The sequence below is a fragment of the Sulfitobacter sp. genome, from assembly GCF_041552635.1.
Lineage (GTDB): Bacteria > Pseudomonadota > Alphaproteobacteria > Rhodobacterales > Rhodobacteraceae > Sulfitobacter.
Map to the genome: position 1 here is coordinate 1 of NZ_JBFEKM010000345.1, position 1,694 is coordinate 1,694.

At 59.2% G+C, this 1,694-nt stretch carries 1 protein-coding gene; it reads left to right on the top strand.

All coding sequences use genetic code 11. The features are described from left to right. The coding region (locus ABYT07_RS20935; protein WP_372993925.1) for a hypothetical protein at positions 1–1,694 on the top strand (1,694 nt) is incomplete at both ends.

The window sequence follows — 1,694 nt, forward strand, 5'->3', positions numbered from 1 at the left end:
AAAGCTGATTGCGCGGGAGTTGTCGGTCAAGCTGAACGTTGCCTCGGATTTCAGCACGGCGCTGGACTGGACGCAGGACGCGCTGAAGGATCCTTCGGGCGTGTCCTATCTGGATCTAAACTTTGATGGCATCGAATTGCTGGCGGATATCGAGATCGAGATTGCCGAGACCGTTCTGATCGCGGGGCAGGTTGAACTGTCGGTCAAGACGCAGACGATTGATGACGGTGCAATCGCGGCGACGGATGCGACGGTCGTGACCTTCAAGCTCAGCGACGGTTTTTTTGCCGCCGGTGTCATCGACTTTACCCGCGACGCGAATAACGAGCTTGTGAAGGCACCGATCACGCGGTCGCTGATTGATGGTGGGCCGACCGGCGTGTCGGATACGTTCCAAGGGTTCTATGCTGCCGGTGTCGGTTTCGAACTGGCGCTGATTGCGCGGAATGCGGGCAGCGCCACGATTGATGGTGCGCCGGCGTTCGAAACATGGCTGGCCTTCCGCGCAACAGTCGAGAATATCGACGTGCGGGGGCTTGGTGGTCCGGATGATTTTGCCATCGACGGTCGCGATTTCTTGGTGACGGGCAACTTTGCCTCGGTGGTTGATGTGGTGGCTGACCCCGGTGCGGTGCCCACGGTGATGAACTGGAAGAACCTTGCCGACGATCTGACCGGCCCGCAGCTTGATCTGACGGATGCTGTCCTTGGGTTGAACGGGCTTGAGCAGTTCAAGATCGGCGGGACGCTGACGCTTGAGATTACAAATGCGGTTTATCTGACCTCGGCCTTCTCGATGGCGGTGGCGCTGGATGTGCCGACCGATCCGGTGTCAGGCATCAACGGTGATCTGATTTTGCTAACCCTGTCCGAGACGACGTTCTTTGCCGGTGGCAGCGCGGTCTTTGCCGAGGACGCCGAGGGCAACCTTGTGGTCAATCGGGGCAATGCCAGCGGTGTCTATGTCGAGAATGCGAACCTTGCTTTGGGCGTGTTGATCGACGCCGGTGCCGATGTGATCGATACGACGGACGACGTTACCTATATCGGGCTGACCGGCGGGTTCGGTCTGGCGCAGGTGCTGGGTCTGGGCAATGTCGAGGCACAGGCCAATGATGTGACTGTCCGCTACAACGCTGCGATTGATGACGCGGGCCTGCCGGTGACCAAGCTGGATTGGTCGACGATTGATTACACCGACGCCGCGACTGCGCTTGGTGATCTGAGTACAGGCACGGATTTCGCGGTCGAAGGCCGGATCTATTTTGGTGACGGTTTGGTCTATCTGGGCGGGGGCTTCTCGCTTGCCACGGGCAGCTATACCGTTTCGGGCAGCGGGCTTGGCGCGGGTTTTGTTGCGAATGTAACTACTTTCTCGATCGATGACGCGGCGCTCTTTGCGGGTGTCGGCGGTGGCTTTACCTATGATGTAGCTGATCCGTCGCTGATCACAGGTCTGATCGCACTGGAAGATCTTGACGGGGCCACCGGCTTTGATGCGACCGGTGTCTCGGCCGAGCTTGGCTTTATCACCGAAGACGCCGTTGCCGCGCGCAGCTGGACCGCGATTGATGCCCGCGTGGGCACGGCCGATCTGGTCGGTCTGCCGGACGGTTTTGTGGCCAGCGTCAAAGACGTATATTTCAGCACAAACGTCGCGGATGAGATTTCGGCGACCAAGCTGAACTGGAATG